This window comes from Mesorhizobium sp. C264A (genome assembly GCF_040324515.1).
Taxonomy (GTDB): Bacteria; Pseudomonadota; Alphaproteobacteria; order Rhizobiales; family Rhizobiaceae; genus Mesorhizobium.
In genome coordinates this window covers 1,953,572-1,975,329 of record NZ_JAMYVY010000001.1, presented here as the reverse complement: position 1 = coordinate 1,975,329, position 21,758 = coordinate 1,953,572, and the positions used below count along the sequence as shown (strand labels likewise).

17 protein-coding genes and 1 pseudogene are annotated in these 21,758 nt (G+C 63.7%); 12 read left to right on the top strand and 6 right to left on the bottom strand.

Features of this window, described 5'->3' with window-relative positions; translation table 11 throughout:
* Positions 1–10: 10 nt before the first annotated feature.
* Both NKL04_RS09735 and NKL04_RS09730 read left to right on the top strand, forming a co-directional pair.
* The gene (locus NKL04_RS09735; protein ID WP_023703264.1) at positions 11–1,384 is read left to right on the top strand and encodes an MlaD family protein; all 1,374 of its coding nucleotides are present in this window, start codon (positions 11–13) and stop codon (positions 1,382–1,384) included.
* Between the two features lie 37 nt (positions 1,385–1,421).
* A complete protein-coding gene (locus NKL04_RS09730) occupies positions 1,422–2,063 on the top strand; it encodes an ABC-type transport auxiliary lipoprotein family protein (protein WP_460221573.1) in 642 nt (213 codons plus the stop codon).
* A 310-nt stretch (positions 2,064–2,373) separates the two neighbouring features.
* Here NKL04_RS09730 and NKL04_RS09725 read toward each other — a convergent pair whose 3' ends face one another.
* Positions 2,374–8,583, bottom strand: a complete 6,210-nt coding sequence (locus tag NKL04_RS09725) for a kinesin (protein WP_352723669.1) — start codon at positions 8,581–8,583, stop codon at positions 2,374–2,376.
* Positions 8,584–8,896: 313 nt separating this feature from the next.
* On the opposite strand from NKL04_RS09725, the gene NKL04_RS09720 reads away from it, so the two are divergent.
* From NKL04_RS09720 to NKL04_RS09710, 3 genes are all read left to right on the top strand, one after another.
* Positions 8,897–9,235: an Hpt domain-containing protein gene (locus tag NKL04_RS09720; RefSeq protein ID WP_023700815.1), complete on the top strand. Its 339-nt coding sequence runs from the start codon at positions 8,897–8,899 to the stop codon at positions 9,233–9,235.
* A gap of 157 nt (positions 9,236–9,392) precedes the next feature.
* On the top strand, positions 9,393–9,713 hold the full coding sequence (locus NKL04_RS09715) for a 2Fe-2S iron-sulfur cluster-binding protein (RefSeq protein ID WP_023700814.1): 321 nt from the start codon (positions 9,393–9,395) through the stop codon (positions 9,711–9,713).
* A 101-nt stretch (positions 9,714–9,814) separates the two neighbouring features.
* Positions 9,815–10,846: an NAD(P)/FAD-dependent oxidoreductase gene (locus NKL04_RS09710; protein ID WP_023700813.1), complete on the top strand. Its 1,032-nt coding sequence runs from the start codon at positions 9,815–9,817 to the stop codon at positions 10,844–10,846.
* 20 nt (positions 10,847–10,866) lie between these two features.
* Here the strand turns inward: NKL04_RS09710 and NKL04_RS09705 are convergent, their stop codons facing one another.
* Both NKL04_RS09705 and NKL04_RS09700 read right to left on the bottom strand, forming a co-directional pair.
* On the bottom strand, positions 10,867–12,351 hold the full coding sequence (locus NKL04_RS09705; RefSeq protein WP_023693362.1) for an MDR family MFS transporter: 1,485 nt from the start codon (positions 12,349–12,351) through the stop codon (positions 10,867–10,869).
* 224 nt (positions 12,352–12,575) lie between these two features.
* Entirely contained in the window at positions 12,576–13,196 is a 621-nt protein-coding gene (locus NKL04_RS09700; RefSeq protein WP_031209330.1) for a DUF922 domain-containing Zn-dependent protease, read from the bottom strand.
* 148 nt (positions 13,197–13,344) lie between these two features.
* Between NKL04_RS09700 and folP the strand changes: the two genes are divergently transcribed.
* The 4 genes from folP (at position 13,345) to NKL04_RS09680 (ending at position 15,561) form a co-directional block, all read left to right on the top strand.
* Positions 13,345–14,190: a dihydropteroate synthase gene (gene folP / locus NKL04_RS09695; RefSeq protein WP_023700811.1), complete on the top strand. Its 846-nt coding sequence runs from the start codon at positions 13,345–13,347 to the stop codon at positions 14,188–14,190.
* A 67-nt stretch (positions 14,191–14,257) separates the two neighbouring features.
* Positions 14,258–14,617 (top strand): dihydroneopterin aldolase, encoded by a 360-nt coding sequence (gene folB / locus NKL04_RS09690; protein WP_023673502.1) that lies wholly within the window; start codon positions 14,258–14,260, stop codon positions 14,615–14,617.
* Positions 14,601–15,137, top strand: a complete 537-nt coding sequence (folK, locus tag NKL04_RS09685; RefSeq protein ID WP_023700810.1) for a 2-amino-4-hydroxy-6-hydroxymethyldihydropteridine diphosphokinase — start codon at positions 14,601–14,603, stop codon at positions 15,135–15,137. Before folB ends, folK begins: the two co-directional genes overlap by 17 nt.
* A 31-nt stretch (positions 15,138–15,168) precedes the next feature.
* Positions 15,169–15,561 (top strand): GFA family protein, encoded by a 393-nt coding sequence (locus NKL04_RS09680; protein ID WP_084568519.1) that lies wholly within the window; start codon positions 15,169–15,171, stop codon positions 15,559–15,561.
* A gap of 25 nt (positions 15,562–15,586) precedes the next feature.
* Here the strand turns inward: NKL04_RS09680 and NKL04_RS09675 are convergent, their stop codons facing one another.
* Complete coding sequence (locus NKL04_RS09675; protein WP_031209328.1) at positions 15,587–16,135, bottom strand: DUF924 family protein; 549 nt, start codon at positions 16,133–16,135, stop codon at positions 15,587–15,589.
* A complete protein-coding gene (locus NKL04_RS09670) occupies positions 16,135–17,982 on the bottom strand; it encodes a monovalent cation:proton antiporter-2 (CPA2) family protein (RefSeq protein WP_023700808.1) in 1,848 nt (615 codons plus the stop codon). The genes NKL04_RS09675 and NKL04_RS09670 overlap by 1 nt, the downstream gene beginning before the upstream one ends.
* 159 nt (positions 17,983–18,141) lie before the next feature.
* On the opposite strand from NKL04_RS09670, the gene NKL04_RS09665 reads away from it, so the two are divergent.
* From NKL04_RS09665 to NKL04_RS09655, 3 genes are all read left to right on the top strand, one after another.
* Complete coding sequence (locus NKL04_RS09665) at positions 18,142–19,131, top strand: AraC family transcriptional regulator (protein ID WP_023700807.1); 990 nt, start codon at positions 18,142–18,144, stop codon at positions 19,129–19,131.
* 60 nt (positions 19,132–19,191) lie between these two features.
* The gene (locus NKL04_RS09660; protein WP_023700806.1) at positions 19,192–20,394 is read left to right on the top strand and encodes an MFS transporter; all 1,203 of its coding nucleotides are present in this window, start codon (positions 19,192–19,194) and stop codon (positions 20,392–20,394) included.
* A gap of 183 nt (positions 20,395–20,577) precedes the next feature.
* Positions 20,578–20,844 (top strand): hypothetical protein, encoded by a 267-nt coding sequence (locus tag NKL04_RS09655; RefSeq protein WP_023673496.1) that lies wholly within the window; start codon positions 20,578–20,580, stop codon positions 20,842–20,844.
* A gap of 344 nt (positions 20,845–21,188) precedes the next feature.
* On the opposite strand, the pseudogene NKL04_RS09650 reads toward NKL04_RS09655, so the two are convergent.
* Positions 21,189–21,736 (bottom strand): annotated as a pseudogene (locus NKL04_RS09650) (hypothetical protein).
* Positions 21,737–21,758 lie beyond the last annotated feature (22 nt).

The window sequence follows — 21,758 nt, the reverse complement described above, 5'->3', positions numbered from 1 at the left end:
AAGTGGGGCAATGGAAACCAGAGCCAACTACGTAATTGTCGGCATTTTCACCCTGGCTGCGATCCTGGCGGCGTTCGGGTTCGTCTATTGGACCGCCCAGATCGGTGATCGCGGCGAGACGGCGGAGCTGCGCGTGCGCATTCAGGGTTCGGCCTCCGGCCTCGGCCCCGGCAGTCTGGTGCTGTTCAACGGCGTCAAGGTCGGGGTGGTCAAGCGCGTCTATTTCGACCGCAATGACCCCAATGCCGCCATTGCTACGACCGAGATCGACCAGACAACGCCGCTCACCAAATCGACGCAGGCCGATATCGGCATCGCCAGCCTTGCCGGCCAGGTCAACATCGAATTGAAGGGCGCCGATCCCAAGGAACCGAACCTGCTGGAAGAGGCGGCAAAGGAAGGCAGGACCGCCGAGATCATCGCCAATCCGTCAGCGGTCACCAACCTTCTGCAGACGGCGCAGAACATCTTCACCCGCGCCGACAAGGTGCTTTCCGACCTAGAAGGTTTCACCAGGGATGTGCGCGGGCCGCTGACCCAGACCGTCAAGAACGCCCAGACATTTTCCGATGCGCTGGCCAGGAATGCCGACGGCATCGACAAGTTCCTGACCGCCGTCAGCGCGCTGTCGGACGAGTTGAAGGGTGTTTCCGGCAAGCTCGACGGCACACTGAAGGCTGCCGAAGGCCTGCTCAGTGCCGTCGACAAGGACAAGATCAAGAGCATCGTCGCCAATGTGGACGCCGTCACGGCCAATCTGAAGGAGACCAGCGGACAGCTCGATGGCGTGATCAAGAACGTCGATACCGCGGTCGGCTCGGTCAACGATTTCGCCAAGCGCACGCAAGGCACGCTGGCAAAGGTCGACAATGTGCTCGACGGCATCGATCCGGCACAAGTGCGCGTGGCGCTCGCCAACATTCAGAAGGCCAGCGAAAATGCCAACAAGGCCGCCGCCGACATCGCCAAGGTGACCGACAAGTTCGCCGACCGGGCCGACGACATCGACGAGACGATCAAGGACGCCAAACAGCTTGCGTCGCGCCTCAACGATGCCTCGGTGCGCGTCGACGGCATCCTGAAAAGGGTCGATACGCTGCTCGGTTCGGGCCAGGCCGACGGCGTCATGGCCGATGCCAGGGACACGCTGAAGTCGTTCAAGCAGGTCGCCGACACGCTGAACGCCCGGCTTGGCACGATCACCGACAACATCGCGCGCTTCTCGGGCCAGGGCCTGTCGAATGTCGAGGCGCTGGTCCAGGACAGCCGGCGTTCGATCAGCCGCATCGAAGAGGCGGTGACCGATCTCAGCCGCAACCCGCAGCGCATCCTGTCGGGCGGCGACGGCGAGGTCCGGCAGTTCGATGGCAGGGCACGGCGTTGACTTCCGTGCCCGCCCGCAGCAATTACATGGATCGCGGATGCGGATTCATCATACGATCCGGGGACAGTGGGGATCACGCGTGACGTTCGGGTTGGGTGGGTATAGATCGGCAGTCGTTTTGCTTGGCTTGACGCTGGCTGGTTGCGCGGCATTGGGAGGCAAGCCGGCGCCGCTCGATACGTTCGAGCTGTCCGCCCCGTCGATCGACGCCCATGGCCACAGCCGCCGCCAGATCCTGATCGCCCAGCCCTCCGCGCTCAAGGCGCTGGACAGCCAGAACATCGTCATCAAGCCGTCAGACCGCTCGATCCAGTATCTCAAGGGCGCGCAATGGGCCGACCGGCTGCCGCTGATCGTGCAGGCGAGGCTCGCCGAAACCTTCCAGCGCTCCGGAAGCTTTGCCGGCGTCGGCAAGCCGGGCGAGGGGCTGGCGATCGACTACCAGGTGATCGTCGAGATCCGCTCCTTCGAAGTCCGCGTCAATGGTGGCGAGCATGCCGAGGTCAATCTCTTCGTGCGCATCCTGAACGACCGCAACGGCGAGGTGCGCGCCTCGAAGAGCTTCACCGCATCCGCTCCCGTCTCCGGCGGCGGCAATCCGGCCTATGTCAACGCGCTCGACAGCGCCTTCGGCGAGGCGGCGAAGGATATCGTGGGCTGGACGGATTCGGTGATCTGAGCCGGTCGAGGCTTCGAACGATCGTTCGTCGCGTTAAACCAGCACTCGACCAAATATCGCAGGTTCGCGCTGCCCCTCATTGCGCTGCCGGGCATTTCTCCCCGTATAGTGAGAAAGAACGCCATCGCCAATGATTTCGCCAATTGTCACCGTCGCAGTATGGGCGGCGAGGCTGATGCCATCTCCCTTCACCCTCGCTATACGGGAGAAGGTGCCGGCAGGCGGATGAGGGGCAGCGCAGACCGACGATTTTGCACAAAGAAAAAGGCGGGAACTTCCCGCCTTTTCTGTGTCTGTGGTGTCGCCTCAATCAGTGCAAACGGCCGCTCGCATGGGCCAGCATGGTGTAGACCTTGCCGGTGTCCGACGTCAGGTAGGTCTGCGCCATGATGTTGTCGCGGTCGTTGCGCGAGACGTCCTTGAGCAGCTTCTCGAAATCGTCGCAGTAGCGGTCGACGGCGGCGCGGAACTCCGCCTCGGCCTGATATTTGCGGCGGATTTCGTCAAAGGTCTGCTGGCCCTTGAGCGTGTAGAGGCGGCGCGTGAACACGTCACGCTCGCCGCGCCGGTAGCGGTTCCACAGCTCGATAGAGGCGTCGTGGTCGATCGCCCGGGCGATATCGACCGAGAGCGAGTTGAGCGACTCCATGACATGCAGGGGCGAGCGCTGGGCGGGAGCCGCGCGCGGTGCTTCCGCGGGCGCTGCCGGCCTGGCGACTTCCTCCTCACGGGATGCCCCGGTCAGGAGATCGCGCACCCAGCCGCCTTGCGGCGTACGGGCGTTGGCGTCGCGCTGGCGCGGTGCTTCGGCAGGACGTTCGATATCGAGCGTGCCGCGCAGGCCGCCCAGCGGCGCCTGCGGAGCAGGGCGCTCCGGCTGTGGCGCCGGCGGCGGGCGGCGTACCGGCTCGGCCGGGCGCTGCACTGGCGCCTGCGGCGCCGGGCGCAGGGCGCGCGGTTCGGCATTGTCGCCGCCGCGTCCCGATTTCGCAACGATATCCGAAAGTTCCTTGAGCGCGTTGATCTGCTCGGCAACGGCACGGCGGATCGCCGAGGTCGATTCCTTGGCCTCTTCCGGCATCTCGATGACGCCCTTCTTGAGCTCGGCGCGGGTGAGGTCGAGCTCGCTCTTGATCGAGCTTGCGGTGCGCCGCATCTCCTCGGTCGCGTCGGCGAACCGGCTGGTTGCCGAATCGACCACTTCCGTTATGGCGATGCGGATCTTGTCGGCTGATGCCAGCGTCTTGCCTTCGGCATTCTGCATCGTCTGGCCGACAAGGTTTTCGAACGAACGCATGACCTTCTCGAGGTCTTCCGACTTCTTGACCAGGCCGACGGCTAGGTCTTCGAGCGACGACTGCCGCTCAAGCGTGTGTTCGAGATTGCTCTGCGCCGAGCTCAACAGATCCGAAGCCGAGGACAGCAAGCGGCTGTGCTCGTCGAACTTGGTGGCGATCGAGGCCACTTCGCGCAGGGTCGACGACGACAGTTCGGTAAGCCGCGTGGTGTTCGAATCGACCAGGCGTGCCGAGCTGGCGAAGGTCTGCGCCGCCTTTTCGGTGGTTGCCGCGAAGCTTTGCGTGCTGCCGCTCAGACGTTCGTCAACCTGGCCGAGGTTGATCGCCGCCTGTTCGATCAGCTCACCAAGCTGCGAGCTGGAGACGCTCATGCGGCCGATGAGGTCGGCGACGCTATCGGCGAGCGACGAGCGCGCGCCTTCGACGGCCGACAGCGTTTCGGCGGTGCGGCTGGCGAGCGCGTTGACGAGGGCGGCATTTTCGCTGCGCAGCTTCTCGGTCGCGCGTCCGGTGACCTCTTCCATGCTCTTTTGCAGTTCCGAGCCGCCCTGGGCGAAGCGCTCCACCAGCGGCCGCGCGGTTTCGTCCAGGATCTTCGCCATCTCGGCCGAACGCGCCGCCAGCATCGTATTGAGCTCGCGGGTATTGGTGCCGATGGTCTTGGCAGCGTCGTTGGTGCTCTGGCCGATGTGCTGGCCGACCGCGGTAAAAGTCTCCGCAACCGTGTTGGCGCGCGAGATCAGCTGAGCTTCTGCGCTGGAAACCTGCTCGTTGAGCTTCTGGCCCATCGTCTCCGTCGTATAAAGAAGGCGGTTCTCGACGCTGGCGACCTGTTCCTCGACGCGCGAAGCTGCGGACGCAACGCTCGCGGCCAGCCGCTCGTCGGCCCCGGCCAAAGCCTGCTCCATCTCGCGGGCGTGGACGGCAAGTTCCTGGCCGGTCTGGCGTGCGCGTTCGGCAACGCGCTGCTCGGTGCTGGCGAAGGCGCCGACGATGTTGTCGGCATGCTCGCCGATCGTCGACGTGGAGTCGGCGATGCGCGACACCAGGCGGTGATCGGCCTCGTCGAAGATGCGGCTGATCTCGGTGGCGCGTGCCGACAGCGCGTCCGAACCCTCGGCAATGCGCGAGATCAGCTGCTGGTCGGCGGCGTCGAAGATGCGGCCAAGGTCGGAGGCGCGGGCCGCGAGCGCTTCGGCGGATTCGCCGATGCGCATGCTCAGCCGCTGGTCGGCGCCCTCGAAGTTGCGCAGGATGTCGCCGGCGCGGTCGGCCAGCGACTGCGCCGTCTCGACCGCGCGCGCGACCAGCTTCTGGTCGGCGGCGTCGAACGTGCCGGCGATCTCGCCGGCGCGGGCAGCCAGCCGTCCGGCCGTTTCTTCGGCGCGGGCGAGCAGCGAGTTCGACGTCTCGTCGTGCCGGGCAAGCAGCACGCTCGTCGTGTCTTCGGCGCGAGCAAGCAAGGCATTCGTCGTATCCTCGGCGCGAGCAATCAGGGCGCTCGACGTGTCCTCGGCACGGGCGTGCAGACGGCGATCCGCGTCCTCGAAGGTGCGGGCGATGTCCTCGGCCCGGGCCAAAAGGGCGGCCGAGGTCTGCTCGGCACGCTCGGCGATCTTGCGGTCTGCGTCGCTGAAGGCAGCACCGGCCTGTTCGTGCAGCGCGCTGGTGACTTCCATCACCTTCTCGCGGAGCGCGCCGGCAACGAAGACGGCGCTCTTTTCGAGCACGCTGCGGACATTGTCGACACCCACCGACAACGCGCGCTCCATGGTTCCGGCGCGCTCTTCGATGATGCCGGTCTGCTTGCTGAAGGCCTGCTCGATCTTCTCGACATCGGCAGCGATTGCCGCTGAGATATCGGTGCTTCTGCCGGCAATCTGGTCGATATGGCCCGACAGCGAGCGGTCGACATCCTTGCGTATGTCGGCGAGCTTTGCCAGATCGTCTTCCAGCGCCTGGGTCAACATGTTGCGGCCTTCGGCCAGCTTGCCGACATGGCCGGCGATGATGTCGTCAACCTCACCGCGGCTTGCCGACAGCTTCTGCAGGTCGGCTTCCAGCGCACGTTTCAGGATGTCTCGCCCCTCGGCCAGCTTCTCGACCTGGCCTGCGACCAGTCCGTCGATGCTCGACCGGCTCTCGGCCAGCTTGGCGAGGTCGTCCTCGAGAGCCTTCGACAGCGTCGCGCGATCCCGGACGAGCTTGTCGCTGTGACCCTCGATCAGGCTGTTGACATTTTCCAAATCCGCTTCCAGCACCCGTGCGAACTCGCCACGGTTTTCGCTCAGCTTCTGCGACTGGTCGGCAATGGCGCTCCTGATCGCATTGAGATCGGCTTCGAGCGCCCGTGTGAGGATGTCCCGGCCCTCGGCAAGCTTCTCGACCTGCCCGGCGACCAGCCCATCGATGTTGGAGCGGCTCTCCGCCAGCTTGGCGATGTCGTCTTCCAATGCCTTTGAGAGCGCCGAACGGTCCTGGACGAGCCTGTTTTGATGATCGGCCATGATGCCGCTGACATTGTGCAAATCGTCCTGAAGCGCCTGGGATAGCGTCGAACGATCCTGGACAAGCCGGCTCGAGTGGTCGGTGATCAGGCTGTTAACATTCTGAAGGTCATCCTTAAGCGCCTGGGATAGCGTCGAACGATCCTGGACAAGCCGGTTCGAGTGGTCGGCGATCAGGCTGTTCACATTCTGCAGGTCGGCCTCCAGTGCCCTGGAAAGCTGACCGCGCTCTTCCGCCACCTTGTCGGAATGACCCGCGATGGCACCCTTGATGGTGTTGAGGTCGGCTTCGAGCGCGCGCTTGAGGATATCGCGGCCCTCGGCCAGCTTCTCGACCTGGCCGGCGACCAGCCCGTCGATGCTCGACCGGCTCTCGGCGAGCTTGGCGAGGTCGGCCTCGAGCGTCTGTGACAACAGGCCACGATCGTCGGCAAGCCGGCTCGAATGGTCGGAGAGCAGGCCTCTGATGCCGGACAGGTCGTTCTCCAGCGCCTTGCTGAGTTCGGTGCGATCCTCGGCCAGTTTCGCCGAGTGGTTCTCGATCACGCCCTTGATGCCGATAATGTCGTTTTCGAGCGCCTTGGTCAGGATGGCGCGGCCTTCGGCGATCTTTTCAACCTGGCCAGCGACCAGCCCGTCAATCGAGGCGCGGCTGTCGGCGAGCTTGCCGAGATCGGCTTCCAGGGCGCGCGACAGAATGTTGCGGCCTTCGGCCAGCTTACCGACATGCCCGGCGACCATTTCGTCAATGATCGTACGGGCTTGCACAAGTTTTCCGGAGTCTTCATGCAAAGCCTGGTTGAGCCGGTTGCGGCCTTCTTCAAGCCGCTCGAGATGGCTGCCCAGCGACGCGTCGATGGCGGCGCGCGACTCGTTGACCTTGCGCAGATCCTCTTCCAGGGCGCGCGAGATCAGGTTGCGGCCTTCGGCCAGCTTCTGCACCTGGTTGGTTACGGCCGCATCGATGCCGGCGCGGCCCTCGGCGAACTTCGCCAGGTCCGCCTGCATGGCAGCCGCCATGCGTTCGCGGCTTTCGGACAGCTTGCGGCTGTGGTTTTCGACGGCGTCCTCGATGCCGACACGGGCATCGGCAAGACGCTGGATGTCGGTGTCGAAGGAGCGCGACACGACATGGCGGGCGGCTTCCATCCGGCCGGCGAAATCGCTGGCGCGGGCTTCGAGCATCGACGAGGTCGACGAGACGATGTCGGCCATGTCGGCGCCGATCTGGGTCTTGCCCTGATCGATCATCGCCGACAAATGATCCTTGCTCTCGGCAAAGGTGTGGGCGATCTCGCGGGCGCGCTCGACCAGCGTTTCGTTGATCTGGCGGGCGCGCGCCTCGAGCGCGGCGTTGAGCTTCTGCGTGCCGGTATCGAGTGCTTCGGCGCGGGTCTGGAATTCGCTGATCAGCGCCTGGCCCCGCTCGGCCAGCGTCCGCTCGATGCCGTTCAGGCTGGACTCGAATTCCGAGCTCAGGGTGCGGGCGGCGCCGCCGAGCAGCGACACCATACCGGTGGTGCGGTCGTCGAGCAGGTCGGTCAGCGACCGGGTTAGGCCGTCTGTGGTGTCCGTCAGCTTGGCGATGCGGGTGTCGAGCAGCGAAGCAAAGGCTTCGCCCGATGTCGACAGCCTGTCGGTGATCGAATCCAGCCGGGTTTCGACCGAATCGAAGATCGACATCGAGCTTTCATTGATGCGGTCGATCAGCGTGTCGCCGGAATTGGTGATCGTCATCGACAGCTTGGTCGACGCGTTGAGGATAGAGTCGCGAATAATGTCGGAGGCGGCGCCGATCTCGTCCTTCAGCGTTTCATGCGCGCCGGTGATCGAGGCGCGCACGCGCTCGGCATGAGTGACGACGGCTTCGCGCTCGCTGCCCAGCCCGTCGACCAGCGACCGGATGCGCGATTCATTCTCCGAATAGGAGCGTTCGATCTGGTTGACCTCGCTGTGGACCAGCGTTTCGAGTTCGACGGCGCGCGCCAGTGTGCGCTCGATGCCTTCGCCCATCGCCGCCACTTCACGGCGAACGGCCTGGCCGATCATCATCACGCGATCCTGGGCGAGGTTTTCCGGCTCCGCCAAGCGGAAAGCCACCTCCGTCATCGACTGCGCGGCAATGCGCATTTCCTGCGCGCGGCGGATCATCGCCGCGAAGGCCCAAAACAGGACGACCGGTATGATTGCCGCGATCGCCAGGCCGATCAGTTCAGGGCGGGCCAGGATTTGATCGAACGTACGAATTTTCCAGATGCTGGGGCCAAACAGCAGATTGGCGAGGCCGCCGGCGCCGGCGATCCAGGCCAGCGACACGAACGCCACGACCCAATAGATCGTGCTCGACGCGCGCCGGTTGAGGCTGTGCAGCAGCGTCTTGTAATCTTTTTGGCGGTCATCGTTTGCCGGCTTGAAGCCGGCTGGCTGAGCGCTGTTGCGCGATTCGACCGGGCGCAGCTCGGCGGGCTTGGCTGCCGGCTTCGCACTCTGGTTTTGTTGGACGGGCGCGTTTTGAGCGGGGGCGGGCTTCTGGGGGCGGCCTTCGCGCGCCAGTTCGTCCGCGGCCTGCGATATCTGCGCTTCCAGATCTTCCATCGACGCCGCGATATCGAGATCGCCGCTGCCGTCTCCGCTGAGATCGAGGTCTAGTGCCTTTTCGAGTTCCCTGGCTACGTCGCTGTCGAGAGTTCTGGTCGTCGTTGGTTTCTTCGCCATGCCTTCGCTACCCTGTACTAGCTGCCGAGGGACTTCTTATTTTTGCCTGATTCTGGCTCGTCTTATCCCACGCAGGAGGCTGAAAATGGACCTTCGTATCGTAATGACACACAGGGGTAAAGAAAACATGCATTCCGCGAGATACGTAAAACTTTAAATATAAGGTTAACGACAACGTGATCTAACCGCCTCAGCGGCAACAATTTTCCAGCCCATTCATTAACGCGTTGGCGACGGAAATCGCCTAGTTTTTTCGGCGATCGGCACAAGGAGTTTCAAATTGGTACGCGGTGAAAGCGGCATTGCCTTCTCAATGCCGGGCGGCGATGCGTCGGGACCGGCCCGTTCCCGCCCAGTGGATCTGGCCCATCTGGCCCGTCAGACAATGGGCGATCGCGCCCTCGAACAGGAGGTATTGGCACTGTTCGTACAGCAGGCGCTTTCCGTCCGAGACAGAATAGTCGATGCCGACATCAGGGAGCGACTGCTTCTGGCGCATGGGCTGAAAGGTTCGGCGCGCGGGGTCGGCGCCTTTGCCATCGCCGACTGCGCCACCTCGATCGAACAGCAGCCGGAAGATGCGCGCATCCTCAAGCGCCTCGGCACCCTGATCGAGGAAGTGCGCGATTTCATCGCCGCCATCAGCCGGTAATGGCTGCCGCTCGGCAGCGGCCACCGGGATGAATCGACGGGGCCAGGGCGTGCGTTGGCCAGCTTTCCGAAAAAACGTCACAAAGCGGCGCTTTCGCGCCGCAGTTGACTTGTCCGGCGGATTGATTATCTCGGCTGGGACTCCCTTCAGGTGACAAATGACCAAGCTGACCTTCATTGCCCATGACGGCACTCCTTTCGATGTCGAGGCCGAAAACGGCTCGACCGTCATGGAGAATGCGATCCGTAGCGCGGTGCCGGGCATCGAGGCAGAATGCGGCGGCGCCTGCGCCTGCGCGACCTGCCATGTCTATGTCGACAAAGCCTGGACGGCCGAGGTCGGCGAGCCGGAGGCGATGGAAGAGGACATGCTGGACTTTGCCTATGACGTCCAGCCGAACTCGCGCCTGTCCTGCCAGATCAAGGTGCGCGACGCGCTTGACGGCCTCGTCGTGCGCGTGCCGGCTCGCCAGGGTTGATCTCCCGTACCATGTGATTTTTCCCGCCGCTTGGCAGCGGGCCAATGCTCATGCAGTCTCGCGCCAGTTTCGCCCCAGTTTGACAATGAGGCTCGCCTGGCATGACCGATGTAATCAAGACGGACGCACTCATTGTCGGGGCGGGGCCGGTCGGCCTGTTCGCCGTGTTCGAACTCGGCCTCTTCGACATGAAGTGCCATCTGATCGATATCCTCGACCGGCCGGGCGGCCAATGCGCCGAACTCTATCCGGAAAAGCCGATCTACGACATTCCAGGCTGGCCCTCGATCTCGGCGCAAGGGCTGGTCGACAAACTGCTCGAGCAAATTCACCCGTTCAAGCCGGATTTTACCTTCAACCGCATGGTCTCCAGCCTGGAAAAGCTGGACGACGGCTCATTTCGGGTCACCACCGACGAGAACGAGGTGTTCGAAGCCAAGGTGGTGGTGATCGCCGCCGGTGGCGGCTCGTTCCAGCCCAAACGGCCGCCCATTCCCGGCATCGAGGCCTATGAGGGCAGGAGCGTCTTCTATTCGGTGCGCCGTATGGAGGAATTCCGCGGCCACGACCTCGTCATCGTCGGCGGCGGCGATTCCGCACTCGACTGGACGCTGAACCTGCAGCCGGTGGCAAAAAGCGTGACACTGGTCCACCGGCGCGCGGAATTCAGGGCGGCGCCCGACAGCGTCAACAAGATGTATGCCATGCAGGAGATGAAGCAGCTGGAGTTCCGGGTCGGCCAGGTGAGCGGCCTGACCGGCGCCGACGGCGAGCTGGCCTCTGCTACCATCAAGGGCGGGCCTGACGGCGACATCGAGGTGCCGTGCACGCGCATGCTGCCGTTCTTCGGCCTGACCATGAAGCTCGGCCCGATCGCCGAATGGGGGCTCAACCTTCATGAGAACCTCATTCCGGTCGATACCGAGAAATTCCAGACTTCGGTGCCAGGCATCTTTGCCGTCGGCGACATCAACTGGTACCCAGGCAAGCTGAAGCTGATCCTGTCGGGTTTTCACGAGGTGGCGCTGATGGCGCAGGCCGCCAAGCGCATCATCAGCCCCGGTGAGCGCATCGTCTTCCAGTACACGACGTCGTCGACCAGCCTGCAGAAGAAGCTCGGCGTCGTGGAGTAGGTCCTACAGGGCTTTCCGAATCACTCCACCAGAACGACTGGCGCCTCGGCGTCGTCGCGGCCGCGCAGTGACTTCTCCGGCATCAGCGCCAGCGTCATCAGCGCCAGCACGAGCGTGACGGCCGCGGCAAGGAAGATCATCATGAAGGGCGTCGCCGAGACGATCTGTCCGGCAGCCGGCGCGCCTTCGCCGGCAAGCGGCAGGCCATAGCCGAGCGCGACGGCGCCGAGCATGGCGACGCCGAGCGCGCTGCCCAGCGAACGCAGGAAGGTCAGCACGCCGGTGGCAACGCCGAGATGCGCGCGGTCGACGGCGTTCTGCACCGATACGGTGGCGACCGGGAAAGTGGTGCCGCTTCCAAGGCCGATGCAGATGGTCAAGAGCTCGACCACCAGCAGCGAGGCGCGGCCGGCGACCAGGCTGAGCACGCCAAGGCAGATAATGGCGAAGAGAACGCCGACCATGGCGATACGCTTGTAGTGGAAGAAGCGCGGTATCGTGCGGCCGCTGAAGGTCGCGCCGGCGACCGTTCCGAGCAGCAGGCCGAGCATGGCAAGGCCCGACTGGCTGACCGACAGGCCGATGATCGACTGCAGATAGACCGGCAGGTACACCGACAGGCCGATATTGGCGGCCTGCAGCAGGAACATCGACGCCGTGCCGGCAAGCACGATCGGATTGCTCAGCACTTCAAGCGAAATCAGCGGCTCGGCCGCACGCATCAGCCTGAGGGCGAACGCACCCCAGAAGACCGCCGAACAGGCGAGCAGGCCGACGATCTCGCGCGAGGCCCATGGATAGGCGCTGCCGCCCCAGTTGAGGGCCAAAAGCAGCAATGCCGTCGCCACCACCAGAAGCAGCGCGCCCGGCGCGTCGATGCGATGCCGCTTTGCGGCGACCGGCAGTTTGCGCAGCGGCTTGTTGATGATGGCCATGGCCAAGATGCCGAGCGGGATATTGATCCAGAAGATCAGCGACCAATGCAGATGTTCGGCAAATCCGCCGCCGAGCAAAGGCCCGGCGATGCTGGCGACCGCCCAGGTGCCCGAAATCCAGGCGGCATAACGCGCGCGTTCGCGCGGCGGCACCAGGTCGCCGATGACGATCTGCGCCAGGGCGAACAGGCCGCCGCCGCCCGCACCCTGGATCGCCCGGCCGATGACCAGCACGAACATGTTGGGGGCCATGGCGCTGACCAGCGATCCCAGAAGGAAGATCAGGATCGCCGCATAGACGGTCGGCCGGCGGCCATAGACGTCGGAAATCTTGCCGTAGAGCGGCGCCATGGCGGTCGCCGTCAGGAGATAGCCGGTCACGATCCACGGCAGGTAGTCGGCATGGCCGAGCGAACGGCCGATGGTCGGCATGGCCGGCGCGACGATTGTCTGGTCGAGCGCCGCCAGCAGCATCGACAAAAGGATACCGGCGATGATGACGTTCTTCTCGCTTTCCGTCAGCGGCGCGGCGGGGGGCAGCCTAGCCGGCTTGTCGACAGCCTGGTCCATATCAGTTCATCCATAACGTTTGAGAGCGATTGCGCGGCGCCAAATGGCCGCTCCGCTACGCGCCGCCTCAATTGGTCTTGATCGAAGCTCGGGCCTTGCCAGCCTGACATATCTTGCGAGCCTGACATATGTCGTCCCGTATAGGCCGATTTCGACCTATGCCCGAAAATTTTCTGGGGCTGGCCTCATGTTTCGGCAGAATTGGCTTGGTATCAGTCCGTGTTTCAGCCGGGCGGAAGCTGGCCGTTCTCGACGCGCTGCATGCGGTAGCGCAGCAGCCGCAGGATGCGGCTTTCGAAATTCACGCCTTCGACGCGGTCGAAGCGCAACTGGTCCTGGTCATGCCTGGCGAGTTCGGCCGCGGTGATCTGCGCCGCCTTCGCCTTTGCCCCGGCGCAGGTCTTTTGCGCAAAGCTCGCGTTCAGCGCGTCTTCGAGCAGACGGCCGTGGTTCTTGGCGATCTCGACATGACGCTCCTCATGGCGCTTGATGTCGGCCGACAGCGTGTCCCAGAACAGTCTGACATCGGGATCGGCCTTGCGCGGCCTGCGCCACTCCGGAAGGATGACCTTGACCTTGACGGTGACGGCGGCCTTGGCGATGCGGCAGGTGTCTGCGGTTTGCGAGTAGCTGATGCGGGTGGTGAACGCCATCTGGGTGGCGCCTGGATGCCGCATCCCGGTGCTTTTCACCTCGGGTCCATGCTTCGACAATTGCGTCTCGATGTCATCGAGCGTGCTGCCGCCGATGGCAAAATAGCTGTAAGTCTTCACCAGATTGGCAGCATTCGCCGGCAGGACGGTCAAAGCCAGCATCAGGGCGCAGAGCAGGGGTCGTTTCATCATGTTGCCTCTTCACTCACCTTGCTTTACGGCCGTTGCCGGCGCAACGGAATTGATCTTCCACCGATCACGCATCGTTGATGGATTGCAAGCGCTCGATGAGCCCCATGCCAATGAGCCACATGCCAACGAGACACATGGTTGAAGGACAATGACGACAAGGCGATGGCAACTGGCGCATAAGTGCCATCTCGACCTTGGCGAGAAAGCCATTGTGGTCGGCATTCTCAACGTCACGCCGGACAGTTTTTCGGATGGCGGACTGTTCATCACGCCTGACCAGGCGGTGGCGCAGGCGCACCGCATGGTGGAAGAAGGCGCCGCCGTCGTCGATATCGGCGGGGAATCGACGCGCCCCGGCGCCTCGCCCGTGACGCCTGAAGAAGAGCAGACCCGCATCCTGCCGGTGATCGCAGCACTTGCCAGTTCAGGCGAAGCCCTGATTTCGGTCGACACCTATCGCGAGGAAACCGCGCGCCTGGCCGTCGCCGCCGGCGCGCATATCGTCAACGATGTCTGGGGCTTGCAGCGTGAACCCGGCATCGCCCGCGTCGCCGCCGAGACCGGCGCCGGACTGGTCATCATGCATACCGGGCGCGGGCGGCAAAAACTGCCCGATGTCATCGCCGACCAGTTTTTGTTCCTCAAGGCTTCGCTGGAAATCGCCAGGCGCAGCGGCGTTGCGGACGATCATATCGTACTCGATGCCGGCTTCGGCTTCGCCAAGGAGACGGCTGAGGAAAACCTCGACCTGATGGCGCGGTTTTCCGAGCTTAAGGAGCTCGGTTTTCCCTTGATGGCCGGCACCTCCAGAAAACGCTTCATCGGCACCGTCACCGGCCGCGAAGCCGGCGCGCGCGCCGCCGGGACGGCAGCCACCAGTGTCATTCTGAGGCTGAATGGCGCCGATCTGTTTCGCGTCCACGATGTCGCAATCAACGTGGACGCACTGGCCGTCGCCGATGCTATGCTGGCGCGTGAAAAGCCAGGACGCTGAGCCCAGGACACCAAGAAATGCCAGGACGCTGAGCCCAGGACACCAAGAAATGCCAGGACACTAAGAAATGTACGTCATCCGCATGAAGAACTGCGCCTTCTTTGCCCGGCACGGCGTGCTGGACGAGGAAGAGGCGCTTGGCCAGCGTTTTTATGTCGATGCCGAGTTGACGGTCGAGCCCAGCCGCCCACTGGAGGATGATTCCATCGAGGACACCGTCAATTACGGCATCGCCTTCACGGTGATTGAAAAGATCGTCACTGGACATCGCCGTTTCCTGATCGAGGCGCTGGCGCTCGAAGTGGCGAAGGCGCTGACTTCACGGTTTCCGCAGATCAGGAAGGCCGAGATCACCGTGCGCAAGCCCAACGCACCGGTGCCCGGCGTGCTCGATTATGTCGAGGTGACCGTTGTCTGGCCAGAGTAACAATAACACGGTCTATCTCAGCCTTGGCGGCAATCTCGGCGATCCCTCGGCCTCGATGGCCACGGCGCTGCGCCTGCTAGACGCCGACGAGAACACGCGTGTCATCGCCGTCTCTTCGCTTTACCGCACGCCGGCCTGGGGCAAGCTCGACCAGCCGGATTTCCTCAACGCCGCTGCCGAAATCTCGACCTCGCTGGCGCCAAGGGCGCTGCTCGACCTCTGCCTCGAGGCCGAGCGCAAGCTGAAGCGGGTGCGCGAGGAGCGCTGGGGGCCGCGCCTGATCGACATCGACATATTGGTGTTCGGCGACCGCACAATCCACGAAACCGGGCTGGAGGTGCCGCATCCCCGAATGCTGGAGCGCGCCTTCGTTCTGGCGCCCCTGGCCGAGATCGCGCCGGATCTGGCGGTGGGCGGCAGGAGCGTGACCGAGCGGCTCAGCGCCGTCGATACGTCAGGCATAGAGCGGCTGGCTTCCGGCCGCGACTGGTGGCGAGCTGACCAATCTTGGTCGCGTTAAATGGTCGAATTGGTCAACTCGGGAGGGATCGATGGAGGGTGGATGCCTTTGTGGCGCGGTGCGCTATATCGCGGAGTGCGAACCGATCGGCAGTGGCATCTGCCATTGCGAGACCTGTCGGCGCGCTGCATCGGCGCCCCGGCTGCCCTTCGTTGGCGTGCGGTCGGCAGGCTTTCGCTACACCCGCGGTGCACCGGTTGACTACACCTCCTCACCCGGAGTCACCCGCAGCTTCTGCGGCCGATGTGGGTCTCCGCTGACCTACCGGCGGGACGACACCCCCGACGAACTCGACGTAATGACAGTGAGCTTGGACAACCCGAACGCGATCCCTCCAACCTTCCACGTTTGGACGAGCGAGGCTCTCGAGTGGGACCGGTTGGCGGGGGATCTGACAAGCTACTTGAGATCACGCAAAGACTAAGCACTTTCCTGGAATTGCTTCGAAGTCAGCCGGAAAAACCGCCATCGTCCAGAAAGGCCTTTTCCTCGGCCGTCGTCTCGCGGCCAAGCATCTTGTTCCTATGTGGAAAGCGGCCGAAGCGCTGGATGATGTCGCGGTGCTCGACCGCGTATTTCACATAGTTGGGCGCCCTGGCGGTGGTGAGTTCGACCGATTTGTCCTGGTCCGCGGGCAGTTCCGAATGTTCGTAGGGCAGGTACAGGAAGACGCGCAGGTTTTCTTCCAGCGAAAGGTCATGGCCGGCGGCGATTGCCTTGGCGGCAAAATGCCTTGCCAGCGGATCGGTGGCGTACATATGGCCTGAGCCGCGAAAGCAGTTGCGTGGAAACTGGTCGAGCAGGATCATCAGCGCCAGCGAACCCTCGGCATGCTCCGACCATGCGTCGCACTCGCGCCGCGCGGCGGCAAAGTGCAGGTCGAGAAACCTGCTGCGGAAATTCGCGTCGAAGGCGTCGTTCTTCTCGAACCACGCGTCTTCGCCGGCCTCGCGCCAGAATTTTGTGACGGCGAGCGCGCGCTCATCCAATGCGGCCATCAGCTTTCCCCCTGATCGGCGGGCTCGGGCTTGTGCAGCACGCCGGCCGTCTCTTCGTTCAGCGCCTGGCCGGGCCGGCGCGGTTGCGTCAGCGGCGTCGGGATCGGCGTGCCGGTATTGCCCCTGAGGAAACGTTGCCCGGCGCGGACGCCTTCGGCCAGCTGCGTCTCCAGTCGGGCATTGTCGCGCCGTCGCACATCCTCGATGACATCGGCGACATCTTCCGGCTCGACGCCCAAAACCTCGAGCGCGGAACCGCCGAAGACGAGGGCCGATTCGAAGGTCTCGCGCAGCTGGAAGTCGACCCCGGCGCGGATGAGCGACAGCGCGGTGCCGCGATCGAAGGCACGCGCCAGGACAGTCAGCAACGGGAACTCCGCCTTGATCAGTTCCGCCATGCGCACGGCGGCGTCCGGCTTGTCGACGCAGATCAGCACGGCGCGCGCGCGGCCTGCACCTGCGGCGCGCAGAATGTCGAGCCGCGTGCCGTCGCCATAATAGACCTTGAAGCCGAAATCGGCGGCCGCCTGGATCATCTCGACATCATTGTCGATGATCGACACGTCGATGCCGCGCAACAAAAGCGGCTGGCTGGCGATCTGGCCGAAACGGCCGAAGCCGATGACCAGCACGCTGCCGCTAAGACCGTCGGCGATGTCGACGCCTTCAAGCGACTGCTCGTCGCGCGGCGTCAAATATTTGAGCGCAATGATGGCTAGCGGCGTCAGCACCATGGAGATGATGATGATAGCGGTCAGCGTTGCGTTGGCCCGGCTGTCGATGATGCCAACCGCCGCTGCGGCCGAATAGAGGACGAAGGCGAATTCGCCGCCTTGCGCCATGATCACGGCGCGTTCCAGCGCTTCACGATGACCGCTCTTCAGCATGCGGGCGACGAGGTAGATGCCGAGCGCATTCATCGCCATGTAGGCGACGACATAGACGGCGATCAGCCGCCAGTTGTCGGCCACCACATGCAGGTCGAGCGACATGCCGACGGCGAGGAAGAACAGGCCAAGCAGGATGCCGCGGAATGGCTCGACGTCGGCCTCCAGCTGGTGGCGGAAGGTCGATTCCGACAACAGCACGCCGGCCAGGAAGGCGCCCATCGCCATCGAGAGGCCGGAAAGCTGCATAACCAGCGCCGACCCCAGCACCACCAGAAGTGCTGCCGCCGTCATGACTTCGCGCGCCTTGGCGTCGGCCAGGATGCGGAAGAACGGATTGAGCAGATAGCGGCCGGCCACCACCAGCCCGACGATGGCGCCAAGACCGATGCCGATTTCGGTCAGCCTCTGCTGCAGGGTCATCTCGCTGCCGCCCGGCGCCAGGAAGGCGACCAGCGCCAGAAGCGGCACGATTGCCAGATCCTCGAGCAGCAGGATGGACACGATGCGCTGGCCCTTGGGGCTGGCCATCTCGCCACGCTCTTCCAGAAGCTGCATGACGATCGCCGTCGATGTCAGGACAAAGCCGGCGCCGGCAACGAAGGATTGCGCGATCGGAAAGCCGCCGGCGAGACCAACACCGGTAAGCAGCAATGCGCAGACGCCGACCTGCAGCGCGCCGAGGCCGAAAATCTCGCGGCGCAGGCCCCATAGCCGCGACGGCTGCATCTCCAGCCCGATGATGAACAGGAACATGACCACGCCGAGTTCGGCGACATGCAGGATGGCTTCCGATTCGGAAAAAATGCCAATACCGAACGGGCCGATGACCACGCCCGCGGCGAGATAGCCGAGGATCGAGCCCAGCCCCATGCGTTTGAAGATCGGAACGGCGACGACGCCTGCGGCAAGCAGCGCCACCACCTGAATGAGATCGCTGCCCGATGCTTCCGCTGCCATGCCTCTGGTCCCTGTGTCCGACAGCACTCCTTGCATGCACCGGGAGCGGGAGGCAAGGCGGGAAGCCTGCCAGAATGGGTAGGGTGCCGTGGCAGCGATTCCCCCGTGGAACAACAGTCTGCGCTTGCCTGTCGGACGGCTGGTATCTATATCTGGCAAATGCCTGATGATTCGTCCCGGCCGTCGCCGCTGCCACATATCCCGATGGATGCGCTCAGCGAAGTTCTGCAAGACTTTCGCTTGAGTGGCGTCAACTATGGCCGCTGCGAACTCCGGCACCCGTGGAGCATAGACTTTCCGCAACAACAACTGCTTCGTTTTCACTTTGTCGGCCAGGGTCCATGTTGGATTCACACCGAAGCGCAAGGCTGGCAGGAGTTGCGCGATGGCGATCTGGTGCTGCTGCCGCAAGGCATCGCCCATCGGCTGGCGAGTGCGCCGGACGTGGTGGGCGACTCGCTCGAGGGCTGCCAGGTGATCAAGTTGGGCGGCAACGTTTGCGAAGTGATACGGCAGGGAACGGGCGCGACAAGCACCCTTTTCTGCGGCTCCATGTCTCTCGGCTCCTATGCGCTCAATCCGTTGGTCACGTTGATGCCGCCTCTTATCAAGGGTTGCGACGTGGCCGGCAATGACCCGATGGTCGGCCCTTTGCTGGCGGCCATGACGGTGGAGGCCGCGCAACCGCAGATGGGCAGCGCCACCATCCTGTCGCGTATGGCGGATTTGCTGACAGCCAGGCTCATACGCTGCTGGGTCAATTGCAACGGCGCCTCGACCACCGGTTGGCTCGCAGCCATCCGCGACCCCCATATAGGCCGCGCTCTGGCGGCCATGCACCGCGACCCCGGCCACAACTGGACGCTGGGAAGCCTCGCCGGCGTGGCAGGCCAATCGCGTTCGATTTTCGCCGAGCGCTTCAGCGCGGTATTGGGGGAGGGTGCCGCACATTATCTCGCCCGCCTGCGAATGCAGCTTGCCCGCGAGTTACTGGGCCAAAACGGCTTGTCGGTTGCCGAAGTCGCTACCCGTTTGGGCTATGATTCCGAGGCGTCCTTCGCCCGCGCGTTCAAGCGCATCACCAATGTCTCGCCAGGCGTTGTGCGTCGCACAATTCCCGGACGAATGGATATGAATTTCGGATTTTAAGGTACATAACATCCGGACGGACTCGCCTATCTAAGATCTCCAAACTTTGGAGATCTTCCCGTGACTGACACAACACTACAGCTTGAAGACGCCGCGATTGATGCCGATGCACCAGCCGCGTGGAGTGCGGCCACCTGGTTCGCGGTCCTTTCATTGGCGGCCACCAGCTTTGCCCTGGTGTCCGCCGAGTTCTTGCCGGCAGGTCTGTTGACGCCGATGGCGCGCGATCTCGGCATCAGCGAGGGAACGGCCGGACAGGTCGTCACCGCCACCGCTTCCGTTGGCGCCGTGACGGCCATGTTGAGCAATGTTCTCATCGGCCGATTGAACCGCAAGGCGGTGCTGGTTGGCCTCATGGCCTTGGCGGTCGGTTCCAATATTCTTGCGGCGCTGGCGCCCAATTTCTGGCTGTTGTTGCTGGGCCGGGCCGGACTGGGGATTGCTCTCAGCGCTTTCTGGGCACTTTCGGTTGCCGTCGTGTCGAGGCTGGTCGGCGCCAATGCGACAGGTCGAGGCATGGCGATCGTCACCCTCGGCGTCTCGCTCGCCACCATTGCCGCGCCGTCGATGGGTGCGTTGATCAGCGACTGGCTGGGATGGCGCAGCGCGATGGCCATGACGGCGGGGCTGGCCGCGCTTGCCATGCTGCTGCAGTTTCTCAGCCTGCCGACCTTGCCTGCAACGGCAAGCAACAGCCTTGCAGACGTCTTTCGGCTGACGCGGCGGCGTGGCATCCAACTCGGCATGCTTGCCATTGTTCTGCTGATGACCGGGCATTTTGCCGGCTCGGTCTATGTGCGCCCCTTCCTCGAACAGGTGACGCTCCTCACAACCGGGCCGATTGCCCTGGCGCTGCTCGGGTTCGGCATCGCCGCTGTGATCGGCAATATTGCCGGTGGTCGCCTGGCCGACACCAACATCCACATGGCCCTCGCAGTAACCGCCGCGTTGATGGCGTTTGCGGCACTCGCTTTGGTGCTTTGGGGCGCGCAAACCAGCGTTGCCTTCGGCTTTGTTACGCTGTGGGGCTTCGCCTTCGGCATGGCGCCGGTGGTGCTGCCGACCAATATGTCTCGCGCGGCACCTGATGCGCTGGAAGCAGCAGGCAGCCTGATGGTCACTTCCTTCCAGGTTGCCATCACCGTCGGTGCGGTTGTCGGCGGCTATGTCGTGGACACCTATGGCGCTACGGGACCTTTGACCCTAACCGCCGTCCTTGCCGCGGCGACGGCCGCACTGGCGCTGCTGCAGCCTCGTGGCTGAAACCTTGCTTCGTCTGACACGGGCGGCCTCAATCAGGCCGTCCGCGCCGTTGCAGCAGCGCTGCACAGGTTTATGCGCCGCACACGTTGCGTTTTGCCGCAATCGGCGGCTATGGGACGCCAGGCTTCGGCCGTTGGAAGGCAGCGACGATCAAGTTCTGCCTTCGTGAGGAGAATGACTGACATGAAGAAGTTTTTGCTCGTCGGCGTGGGTGTCGCCATGCTTGCCGCATCGGCCTGTTCGAAGGCGCCTGAATGCACGCAGGAAATCGCGGCCAAGAAGGCGCAGGAAATGACCGCCGCGCTGCAGGAAGCGATCACCAAGGATCCGACCAAGGCCGCCGACCTGACCGCCAAGGTGCAGGCTGTGACGACCAAATATCAGGGCGCCACCACGCCGGCCGACGCCTGCAAGGCCTATGACGAGCTGACGGCCGCCATCAAGGGCTGATTCTTCGTTCGGAAATTGAGGAAGGCGGTGGCTCAAGTAGCCGCCGCCTTTTTTGCTGGTGTTCTTAAAGGGCATCGCGCTGACACGGGGGACCGCCGGCACGCACAGGACCATGACACGTTGGCCTTGCTATGGCTTGGGCCATCGGAGACGCTGACATCATCGGTTGCGCGCCACATGTCCGGTCGCGACAGAAAGGTGCCGCCCCGAGCGGCCCGTGCTCGAGGAGCGCCAACCTGGCCGCAAGGTGGCGTGTCACTTCCCGACATCGAGCTGAGCGGAACAGCTCAGCTATCGCGCAGTGCAACCCCGTTCCGCGCTTTTTTCGGGGAACCGCTTGAGAGTCAGTTTTTGGCGATGGAGCCGACTTCGACGGCGTCGACGCGCTTGAGGCTCATGCCGATGACCGGCACCAGTTGCTGGTCGACGCGCACGGCGATAGTCACCGTCATCGAATTGTCGTCGGGAATGCGGGCCTGCATGACGCCGCGCAATTGGTTGCGGTTGATGGTGAAGACGACTTTGCGGGCATCGACCACGTTGCCGCCGATGATGTCCAGGCCCGACCCCGCGGCGCCGCCCATGAAATTGCCCTTGTAGTCGCGGCCCTTGCGCTCGACGGTCGCCGACATTTTCTGGGTGAAGACACCGACGCGGCAGTCGCCATCGAGCGTCATGCCGGTCTTGTTGTCCGGCGTCGAGCCGTCGAAGCTGCAGGTGAACTTCGTGCCCTTGTATTTGCCGGCGATGATTTCGCCCGGGCCGACCCATTTGCCTTCGACGGTGCGGAAGAACTGCTTGTCGGGCTCGGCTGCAAAGGCTTTCCCGGTCGGGCCCAGAGGTGCTGCAAGCGCGACCAGGGCAGGACGCAGGACAAGATTACGCTTTTCATAGACGACACCCGGCAACAAGGA

What these genes read in the sequence shown, in the direction of transcription:
- NKL04_RS09730 (WP_460221573.1), top strand. Translation starts at nt 1,422, where the DNA reads ATGCGGATTCATCATACGATCCGGGGACAGTGGGGATCACGCGTGACG.
- NKL04_RS09710 (WP_023700813.1), top strand. Translation starts at nt 9,815, where the DNA reads ATGACCGATGTAATCAAGACGGACGCACTCATTGTCGGGGCGGGGCCG.
- NKL04_RS09715 (WP_023700814.1), top strand. Translation starts at nt 9,393, where the DNA reads ATGACCAAGCTGACCTTCATTGCCCATGACGGCACTCCTTTCGATGTC.
- NKL04_RS09680 (WP_084568519.1), top strand. Translation starts at nt 15,169, where the DNA reads ATGGAGGGTGGATGCCTTTGTGGCGCGGTGCGCTATATCGCGGAGTGC.
- NKL04_RS09705 (WP_023693362.1), bottom strand. Translation starts at nt 12,351, where the DNA reads ATGGACCAGGCTGTCGACAAGCCGGCTAGGCTGCCCCCCGCCGCGCCG.
- NKL04_RS09725 (WP_352723669.1), bottom strand. Translation starts at nt 8,583, where the DNA reads ATGGCGAAGAAACCAACGACGACCAGAACTCTCGACAGCGACGTAGCC.
- NKL04_RS09655 (WP_023673496.1), top strand. Translation starts at nt 20,578, where the DNA reads ATGAAGAAGTTTTTGCTCGTCGGCGTGGGTGTCGCCATGCTTGCCGCA.
- NKL04_RS09675 (WP_031209328.1), bottom strand. Translation starts at nt 16,135, where the DNA reads ATGGCCGCATTGGATGAGCGCGCGCTCGCCGTCACAAAATTCTGGCGC.
- NKL04_RS09670 (WP_023700808.1), bottom strand. Translation starts at nt 17,982, where the DNA reads ATGGCAGCGGAAGCATCGGGCAGCGATCTCATTCAGGTGGTGGCGCTG.
- NKL04_RS09665 (WP_023700807.1), top strand. Translation starts at nt 18,142, where the DNA reads ATGCCTGATGATTCGTCCCGGCCGTCGCCGCTGCCACATATCCCGATG.
- NKL04_RS09720 (WP_023700815.1), top strand. Translation starts at nt 8,897, where the DNA reads ATGCCGGGCGGCGATGCGTCGGGACCGGCCCGTTCCCGCCCAGTGGAT.
- folB (WP_023673502.1), top strand. Translation starts at nt 14,258, where the DNA reads ATGTACGTCATCCGCATGAAGAACTGCGCCTTCTTTGCCCGGCACGGC.
- NKL04_RS09735 (WP_023703264.1), top strand. Translation starts at nt 11, where the DNA reads ATGGAAACCAGAGCCAACTACGTAATTGTCGGCATTTTCACCCTGGCT.
- NKL04_RS09700 (WP_031209330.1), bottom strand. Translation starts at nt 13,196, where the DNA reads ATGATGAAACGACCCCTGCTCTGCGCCCTGATGCTGGCTTTGACCGTC.
- folP (WP_023700811.1), top strand. Translation starts at nt 13,345, where the DNA reads ATGACGACAAGGCGATGGCAACTGGCGCATAAGTGCCATCTCGACCTT.